Below are 7951 nucleotides of genomic sequence, written 5' to 3'. Positions count from 1 at the left end.
ATCGTGCACGGCGCGGACTCGACCCTGTCGGCCGAGCGCGAGCTCGGCATCTGGTTCAAGTAACGCTGCTCGCGCCAACCCGAATGGTCGCGCCGGATCCCCGGCGCGACCATTCGCGTTTCCGAACCGGCCAGTGGTGTTCTGGCGCGGTCACCAAGTGGGGGCGTTTGAGCCGCAAATCGGGCTGCTTGGGTCGGGTGCGGTGCAGATTCTTGGACGAACGCCGAGATTTTGGGGGTTTGAACGGGCTCAGCCCGTTCACACCCCCAAAATCTCGGCATTCGTCCGTGTTTCCCGAGGTCACCGGCCTCGCGAGGCCGCAGTTCTTCGCAGTGGCGCGCCAGAACACACGATAATTCGACCCAACGACACTACGGGTCGCTCTTCCTTGCCTTGCGCGCCACGTGTCTCGACCCGCGTCGATCCGCGAGCTTCGTCTCGACAGACTTTTGGGTTAGACGGCGAAGGGGGCGACTCGGCGCGACGACGGGTAGCGGTGCCGTTCGGCACGGACCATCGCGAGGATCTGCGACTCGCACTCGTCCCAGCGCTCGATGATGTCCCAGTACGTGAACCGCAGCATCGAGTAGCCGAGCGACTCGAAGTAGCGGTCCTTCTTGCGGTCGCGGATTACGTCGGCCTGATTCGAGTGGTAGGCGAAGCCGTCGCACTCGACGGCGAGGTAGTCGCCGATGAGAAAGTCGAGCTCGAACACACCCACCTTCACATGCCGACGGTGCTTGATGCCGAGTTGGTCAAGCCGCACTCGCACGAGCGACTCGAGCGCCGAGTCGGCGCGATGCCCCGACAACGCGATGGCGCGCTGCAGCTTCTCCTTGGCCAGCGGGTGTCCGTCAAGCGACGTGACGTCGAGTTCGCGCCTGGCCATCTCGTCGAGGATCGCCACGAGTTCGTCGAGCTCACAGCAGTCTTGGGCACACAACAGGATTCCCTCGTGACTGTCGAGCGCATCATCGGGGAGGCTGAGCGAGGGCAGGTGGTGCCATGTGTCGCCGAGCCCGTAGGCGCCCACCCGCAGGTGTAGCTCGCTGAACTCTGGTGTCCAGAAGCCGAGGTGCTGCAGTGCGCTGAGGCACGTGACGGCGCCGGCGGCGATCCGGGCACGGCCAAACATCGTGAGGGGAGTGGTCGGCAGGCGATACCAGCCGCGCTGTTGCTTCTTGAGTCGGCCGGTCGCGACGAACTTGCCGATGGCATGCCGGTCATAGCCGAGGTCGTGGAGCTCCTCGGTCGTGATGACCTGGTGCTTGCGATTGAGGTAGGCGTCGAGATCGTCGTGCATGGCGGCAGCCTGCCTGGTGCGGTCACGCAAACGTTGAGTGGTGGAGCCCAATTGTGGACGGCCAAGTATCCACAGCGACGCCGGAAGCCAGCCGTAAGCATGCGTCAACAGTGATGAAAATTTTGCCTGCTGGGTGGCCGCGTCGAGAGTTTGATCGAGGCACGGCCACCGGCCTCAGTCCTGCCTCCACCAAAACAAGGACGGTTCCCAATGTTTCCCGGTGCAAGTCCGGTCGAATGCGGGAGCGAGGAGCGCCGCGACAAGTTCCGTGGCCGCGGCGAAGGTGATCGTGTCGCCACAAGCAGGCACTTTGCGCGCTTCTGGCCGGTAGAGGCGATCCCAGGTTGAGGGAGGGCTGAAATATGGGGCGTCGGGGAGCCCCCGATACACCCACTCGGAATTGATGGCCTCAATAAGCTCGGTTCCATCGATGCGTTGTGTTCGAGCGAACACGACGAGATCTACCAGATCACGAACTCGACTTGAAGGCTGGTCGCCCAAAGTGCCGTACTTGCTCTGTGTTGCGCAGAGCTTGTCGGCGATGTGATCCACTACGGGATAAAGCCGTACGCGAGTCGGCGGCAACGCAGGCACCAAGCCTTGTCGGGTCTCTGTATTCGGATGAGCTGTCATAACCGAGCCTGTAACGACGTCGACGCTGAACGAGTCGCGACGTGTCAGTCCGCAGTACGCGTCGATCGAAACCTTGTAACCAACGACACCTGGTTGCATTGTGCCCCCGGAGACCGTTCGAGCTGCGGTGATCACGAACCGGAAGTGGTCGCCAAGATCGATCTCGACTGCCGCGCGAAGCTGACGAACTGCTGAATCGAGATCGGTCAGCTCAGCAAGCAGATCGATGTCTTTTGTCGTGCGCGCATCGTGGACCCTCGTCAGGACGGCATTTCCGCCCTTGAGTACCCATTCGTCACCTGGGAGCGCGAACACCCGCGCGAGAAATCGGTCAACAACGAACCTTCGCGACAATGCACCCGGCGCTAGCCCGGACTCGCGCGCTTTGCTCTTCGCGCGATCCATGACTGCTGCCCACAAGGCTTTGCCGTCCTTGTAGGGGAGTTCGTCGTTCAAGCTGCTACCTCAGCTCGTTCGGCGAGCGCGGCGAGAAGCTGCTGGATGGGCTCAGTATCGACGGGTATTGACAGGTTGGCTGCGGCGATCAGTGCGTGCACGTCGAGCTTCGGCAGCATGTCCTCTGGCAGCCGGGGGAGTACGACGTCTTGTGTGAAGGGCGCGATCACCTCTGCCCACTGAGACATGAGCGAACTCGTAGACGTGTCGAGCTCGGAAACTGAGTCGATAAAGCTTCTGACTGCACTTAGACGCCCGGCAGTGAAGAGTGCCTTTCCCAGCTCGCTAGAGGCGAGGCCTGTCACTAGCGCCTCGCCGCTGAGGCCGACTAGATCGAGCAGGTACTCGAGAAGAGCAGCGCCGTTGCGCTGACCGTTGCGACGCGCAAGAGGTTCCAGGGCAGCAGCCATTTCTTGCCGAGACGCGAGATCTCGCCGAAGAACTTCTCCAGCGATCTCGGCAACGTGGGAAGGATCATGCCCGTCTCGGAGCAGGTCTGCCATAGTTCGGGCGGGCGTCGTCACGGGAAGGCCGTCGGCGATCGTCACCTCATTGGCGCGAAGCGTGCCCCGGTGAAACCGAATGCTTCGACGGCTTTGCTTTCGACTCGGCACCGTGATCTCGGGCTCATCATCGAGAAGGTCACCGAGACCGTGAAGGCTGGCTGCCGACGCATGCGAAAAGACACCCGAGGCGACGGGATCGTCGAGTCGCTCTTCGGCGGGTACCGAAGGCGCCAGAGATAGCCAGGCGGCGCGCAGTGGAGTGCGTTCATCGACTGTCGCTGGTGCCGCGTAGATTCCGTGGTCAAGTCGCTCGACCACTCCCGCGTCAGCGAGTCGAGCGAGCTGGAGGCGCGTGATGCCCTCGGCTGCCGCTTGGGCAGTAGTGAGCATGCCACACTGACGGGCTGTCAGTTCTGACACCCGTGCCGCAACACTTATTACACCCATGCCTGCGATTGTATCAATTGAATGATACAAACAAAGTAATCACGGCAAATCCAAGATTCACATGCTGTGTGCATACGGGTGTGGCGCTCCAAGAAATCGGCGCGACGGTCGAGTGAAGTGAAACCCTGATGCCGAGAGGCGTGGATCAAGCGTGGAAAGCAGTGTGGCCCTCGTCTCCGGGGAGGCAAGGGCCACAGTCTGAGGGAGCTGGCTCGCTACGGGCGGGCGGCCATCGCGCTGACGATTTCGTAGGCGACGTGTGAGGCGCTCACGGCGGTGATCTGCGCGTGGTCGTAGGGCGGCGAGACCTCGACGACGTCGGCGCCGACGAGGTTGAAGTCCGAGAACTGGCGGATCATCCGCAGCAGCTCGCGGCTCGTCATGCCGCCGGCCTCGGGCGTGCCGGTACCGGGGGCGTGTGCAGGGTCGAGCACATCGATGTCGATCGACAGGTAAACCGGGCGGTCGCCGAGCCGGGCGCGCATCCGCTCAATCGCGGCGGGCACACCCTCGTTCTCGATCTCGTCGCTCGAGATAATCGCAAAGCCGAGGCGCTCGTCGTCGCGGAGATCCTGCTTGCTGTAGAGCGGGCCGCGGGTGCCGACGTGCAGGCTCGCCTCGAGGTCGATCAGGCCCTCTTCGGATGCGCGGCGGAACGGCGTGCCGTGCGTCACGGGCGCGCCGAAGTAGGTGTCCCAGGTGTCGAGGTGCGCGTCGAAGTGCACGACCGCGACGGGGCCGTGCTGCTTCGCGACCGAGCGCAGCATCGGCAGCGCGAGGGTGTGGTCGCCGCCGATGACGACGAGGCGGGCACCGTCGGCGCGCAGCTGGTCGGCGCCGGCTTCCATCTCGGCGACGGCCTCGGTGATGTCGAAGGGGTTGACGGGGATGTCGCCGGCGTCGACGACCTGCACCTCGTTGAACGGCGCGATGTCGACGGCCGGGTTGTAGGGGCGCAGCAGGCGTGACGCCTCGCGTACGTGCGACGGGCCGAAGCGGGTGCCGGGGCGGTAGCTCACGCCGCTGTCGAAGGGAATGCCGACGACGATCACATCGGCCGACTCGACATCTTCGAGCCGGGGGAGGCGCGCGAACGTCGCAATGTCGGCGAATCGCGGCGACTTGCTCGCGTCGGCGGGGCCCAGCTTGCCGCTCTCAAATTGCACGTACTCGGGACGCATCTCAACCTCACTGTCAGATTACAAAAGTTGTCTATTGCGAAACTACGCGCGGTGCACGGCGCGCGCAAGTCTCGAGCATCCGACTTGGCTGAGCGAGGGTTAGCGGCCGTTGCTCCACGGGGCGGGGATGAGGATCCACATGACGCGGGTCGCCTCGTCGCAGTGCCAGCTGTGCGGTTCGGCGCCGTGGAACGTGACCGTGTCGGTCGCCTTGAGGTGGATCGAGCCGGTGCTGAGGCGCAGCTCCAGCGAGCCCGAGATGACGTGGAGCACCTCGACGTCGCAGTTGATCGTGTAGAGCTCGTCGCCGCCGTCGGCGCCGGCCTCGATCGTCGAGTGGATGACCTGCACGGCCGACTGGCCGCGCGGTGTGACCATCTGCTCGCGTGCGCCGAAGCCGCCGAGGTTGATGTGCGGTGCCGAGTCGAGGTGCACGACCGCGGTGTCGGGCTCGTCGAACAGGCTGCCGATCGTCACCGAGAGCACCTGACAGAGCGAGTGCAGCGTCGCGACGCTCGGCGAGGTCTCGTCGCGCTCGACCCGCGAGATGTACCCCTTCGAGAGGCCGGTGCCGCTCGCGACCTCGGCGAGCGTGAGTCCCTGGGCGCGGCGCGCTGCGCGCAGCTTGGCACCGATCCGAGCCGCCTGGGATTCGGCCATGGGGGTGACGCCGCGCATCGATGGTCCTTCCGTTGGGTGGATTCCAGTATCCACCAGCGCGCGCACACGAGCCGCGCTCCGTAGGTTGCACTATAGAAAACAAAGATTGCATAATCGTAGAAAGTTGCGTGCGGAGCGCAGCCGCCGCTAGTTCGGCGATCACCTCCCGGAGGACTCAATGACGAACCCCACCATCACCGTCGACGACATCGCGGCGGCCGCGCAGGCGATCGTCGCCGCCTACGCCGCGAACGACGAGGCCGACTACTTCGCGCGCTTCGCGCCCGATTGCTCGTTCGCGTTCCACACCGACGGCGAGATCCACACCGCGCGCGACGAGTGGCAGCAGGGCTGGCGCGAGCTGCGCGCCGAGGGCTGGGAGGTCATCGAGTGCCACAGCCTCGTGACGCACATCCAGCTCATCCCCGAGGGCGGCATCTTCGTGCACGAGCTCGAGACCACCTCGCGCACCGGCGACGAGACCGAAACGTACAAAGAGCGCGAGACCATCGTCTTCACGCGCCGCGACGGCGAACTCATCGCCATTCACGAGCACCTCTCGACGATCGACGAGGCGTCCGAGGTAAGCGAGGCCGCAGCGTGAGCCACGACGTCAACACCGAATCGGCCGACGCGACCCAAGCCGAGGGTCCGGTCCGCGGCACGCTCGGCGGCGGGCGCATCCTGCTCATCTGGCTCGCCGCGAACCTCGTCGTCACGACGCTGCTCACCGGCACACTCTTCGTGCCGGGTGTGACGTTCGCCGAGTCGGCGCTCTGGATCGTCGTCGGCACCGTGCTCGGCGCGTGCGTGCTCACGCTCATTGCGACGATGGGCGTGCGCACCGGCCTGTCGACGATGGCGCTCACGAAGGGCTCGTTCGGCCTGCGCGGCTCGATCGTGCCGGCCCTGTCGAACCTCGTGATTCTCATGGGATGGTCGTGGGTGCAGGCGATGCTCGCCGGCATCTCGCTCGACTACCTCATCTTCAGCTGGACCGGCTTCACCAACCCCGCGCTCTTCGCCGCCCTCTGCGAGGTTATCGTCGTGCTGCTCGCGATCTTCGGGCACGCGGGCATCGCGAAGATCGAGCCGTGGCTCGGCATCGTGATCCTCGGTTTCATGGCCTACGTCTTCATCTCAGCGTTCGGACAGCACTCGCTCAGCGACTACCTCGCGATTCAGGCTGACGCCGAGCTCGGCATGACCGGCCTCAGCGTCTTCGACATCGTGTTCGCCACCGCGATCTCGTGGACGGTGCTCTCGGCCGACCTCACCCGTACTGCGCGCACCCCGCGCGCCGGCGCGACCGGTGCGGCCATCGGCTACACGCTCTCGACCGTGCTCGCAATGCTGCTCGGCGCCGTCGCGATCTCGTATGTGCTGCTTGAGGGCAACGAGGCGATCCCCTTCGACCCGACCGTCGTCATCGACGCGTTCGGCGCGCCCCTCGCAATCGTCATGTTCCTCTCGGTGATGGCGACGAACACCATGGTCGTGTTCGGCATGACGCTGTCGCTGCAGCACGCGTTCCCGCTGAAGAAGCCGCTGCCATTCGTGCCGACCGCGCTCGGGCTCGGCATCGTGTCGGTCATCGGCTCGACCTGGCTCGGCCTGCTCGACCAGTTCACGACGTTCCTCTCGACGATCGGCGCGCTGTTCATCCCGGTGTTTGCCGTGATGATCATCGACTACTACGTCGCGCGCCGCGGGGTCTACGACCGCGACATTCTGCGGCACAGCGGCGGCAAGTACTGGTTCGCCGGCGGTTGGAACATCGGCGCGATCCTCACCTGGGTCGTCGGCGGCGCCACCTACTGGGTGCTCGCGTTCGTGTGGCTCTCGCCGATTGGCGCGGCGCTGCCGACGGTGCTCGTCTCGGCGCTCGTCTACTTTGTCTGGGTGAAGGCGACCGGCATTCGTGCCGAGGCGGGCGCGCGCTCGCAGCACCTCGCCGAGGCGGCGTAGCCGCGAAGTTCATGGCCGTCCTGCCCGCTCCCTCGCGCGGAAGTCGTTCCGCCGGGGGAGCGGCAGGTTCACCGAAGACATCGAGGTAGCGTGACCCCATGTTGATCGACCTTTCGCACCCGATTGGCACCGGCATGCCGGTATTCCCCGGCGATCCCGAGGTCACGGTGCGGCCCGCCGCCGAGCTCGAGCGCGACGGCTTCGCGGTCGCCCGGCTCGAGCTCGGCAGCCACAGCGGCACGCATGTGGATGCGCCGGCCCACTCGATCGCCGGCGGCCGCACGATTGACCAGGTCGCGCTCGACGAGATCGTCGGCGAGGCGGCCGTGCTGCAGCTGCCCGGGCTCGCGGCCGGCGAGGTGATCACCGTCGAGCGGCTCGCGCCGCTGTTGGATGCCGGGCTCGGCGGCGCGCGCATCGTGCTGCTCGCGACGGGGTGGGACGCGCACTGGGGCGAGGCCTCGTACTTCGCCCACCCGACGCTCGGCGCCGACGCGTGCCGTGCGCTGATCGAGGCTGGCATGCACGTGCTCGGCATGGACACGCTCAACCCCGACCCGAGCGACGGTGGCGAGCTCGAGGTGCATCGGCTCGTGCTGGGCAGTGACCGGCTCATTATTGAAAACCTGCGCGGGCTGACGGGGCTGCCGTCGCGCGTGCGGTTCGCGGGGGTGCCGCTGCGGCTCGACGCCGGCGACGGCAGCCCGATTCGGGCCTACGTCGACGCGGGGTAAGGCTGATTAATTGGACGAACGGCGAGATTTTGGGGGTGTGAACGGGCTCAGCCCGTTCACACC

8 protein-coding genes are annotated in these 7951 nt (G+C 65.6%); 3 read left to right on the top strand and 5 right to left on the bottom strand.

What is annotated here, in order from left to right:
- Positions 1-454: 454 nt before the first annotated feature.
- The 5 genes from QM019_RS12205 to QM019_RS12185 all read right to left on the bottom strand — a co-directional run bounded on the left by QM019_RS12205 (position 455) and on the right by QM019_RS12185 (position 5204).
- Complete coding sequence (locus QM019_RS12205; protein ID WP_282853228.1) at positions 455-1303, bottom strand: type IV toxin-antitoxin system AbiEi family antitoxin domain-containing protein; 849 nt, start codon at positions 1301-1303, stop codon at positions 455-457.
- 174 nt (positions 1304-1477) lie between these two features.
- Positions 1478-2392: a nucleotidyl transferase AbiEii/AbiGii toxin family protein gene (locus QM019_RS12200; RefSeq protein ID WP_282828528.1), complete on the bottom strand. Its 915-nt coding sequence runs from the start codon at positions 2390-2392 to the stop codon at positions 1478-1480.
- Positions 2389-3345, bottom strand: a complete 957-nt coding sequence (locus QM019_RS12195; protein WP_282853226.1) for a type IV toxin-antitoxin system AbiEi family antitoxin domain-containing protein — start codon at positions 3343-3345, stop codon at positions 2389-2391. Before QM019_RS12195 ends, QM019_RS12200 begins: the two co-directional genes overlap by 4 nt.
- Positions 3346-3560: 215 nt before the next feature.
- Positions 3561-4526: an agmatinase gene (gene speB, locus QM019_RS12190; RefSeq protein ID WP_282853224.1), complete on the bottom strand. Its 966-nt coding sequence runs from the start codon at positions 4524-4526 to the stop codon at positions 3561-3563.
- A 99-nt stretch (positions 4527-4625) separates the two neighbouring features.
- On the bottom strand, positions 4626-5204 hold the full coding sequence (locus QM019_RS12185; RefSeq protein WP_125107122.1) for a helix-turn-helix domain-containing protein: 579 nt from the start codon (positions 5202-5204) through the stop codon (positions 4626-4628).
- Between the two features lie 160 nt (positions 5205-5364).
- On the opposite strand from QM019_RS12185, the gene QM019_RS12180 reads away from it, so the two are divergent.
- From QM019_RS12180 to QM019_RS12170, 3 genes are all read left to right on the top strand, one after another.
- Positions 5365-5790 (top strand): nuclear transport factor 2 family protein, encoded by a 426-nt coding sequence (locus tag QM019_RS12180; protein ID WP_164509762.1) that lies wholly within the window; start codon positions 5365-5367, stop codon positions 5788-5790.
- Positions 5787-7154, top strand: a complete 1368-nt coding sequence (locus QM019_RS12175; RefSeq protein ID WP_282853222.1) for a purine-cytosine permease family protein — start codon at positions 5787-5789, stop codon at positions 7152-7154. The genes QM019_RS12180 and QM019_RS12175 overlap by 4 nt, the downstream gene beginning before the upstream one ends.
- A gap of 98 nt (positions 7155-7252) precedes the next feature.
- Complete coding sequence (locus QM019_RS12170; RefSeq protein WP_282853221.1) at positions 7253-7888, top strand: cyclase family protein; 636 nt, start codon at positions 7253-7255, stop codon at positions 7886-7888.
- Positions 7889-7951: the final 63 nt, after the last annotated feature.

The sequence above is a fragment of the Gulosibacter sediminis genome (assembly GCF_030011715.1).
In the GTDB taxonomy this organism is placed as follows: domain Bacteria; phylum Actinomycetota; class Actinomycetes; order Actinomycetales; family Microbacteriaceae; genus Gulosibacter; species Gulosibacter sediminis.
This window is presented reverse-complemented; position numbering and strand designations above follow the sequence as displayed.

What these genes read in the sequence shown, in the direction of transcription:
- QM019_RS12185 (WP_125107122.1), bottom strand. Translation starts at nt 5,204, where the DNA reads ATGCGCGGCGTCACCCCCATGGCCGAATCCCAGGCGGCTCGGATCGGT.
- speB (WP_282853224.1), bottom strand. Translation starts at nt 4,526, where the DNA reads ATGCGTCCCGAGTACGTGCAATTTGAGAGCGGCAAGCTGGGCCCCGCC.
- QM019_RS12170 (WP_282853221.1), top strand. Translation starts at nt 7,253, where the DNA reads ATGTTGATCGACCTTTCGCACCCGATTGGCACCGGCATGCCGGTATTC.
- QM019_RS12195 (WP_282853226.1), bottom strand. Translation starts at nt 3,345, where the DNA reads ATGGGTGTAATAAGTGTTGCGGCACGGGTGTCAGAACTGACAGCCCGT.
- QM019_RS12180 (WP_164509762.1), top strand. Translation starts at nt 5,365, where the DNA reads ATGACGAACCCCACCATCACCGTCGACGACATCGCGGCGGCCGCGCAG.
- QM019_RS12205 (WP_282853228.1), bottom strand. Translation starts at nt 1,303, where the DNA reads ATGCACGACGATCTCGACGCCTACCTCAATCGCAAGCACCAGGTCATC.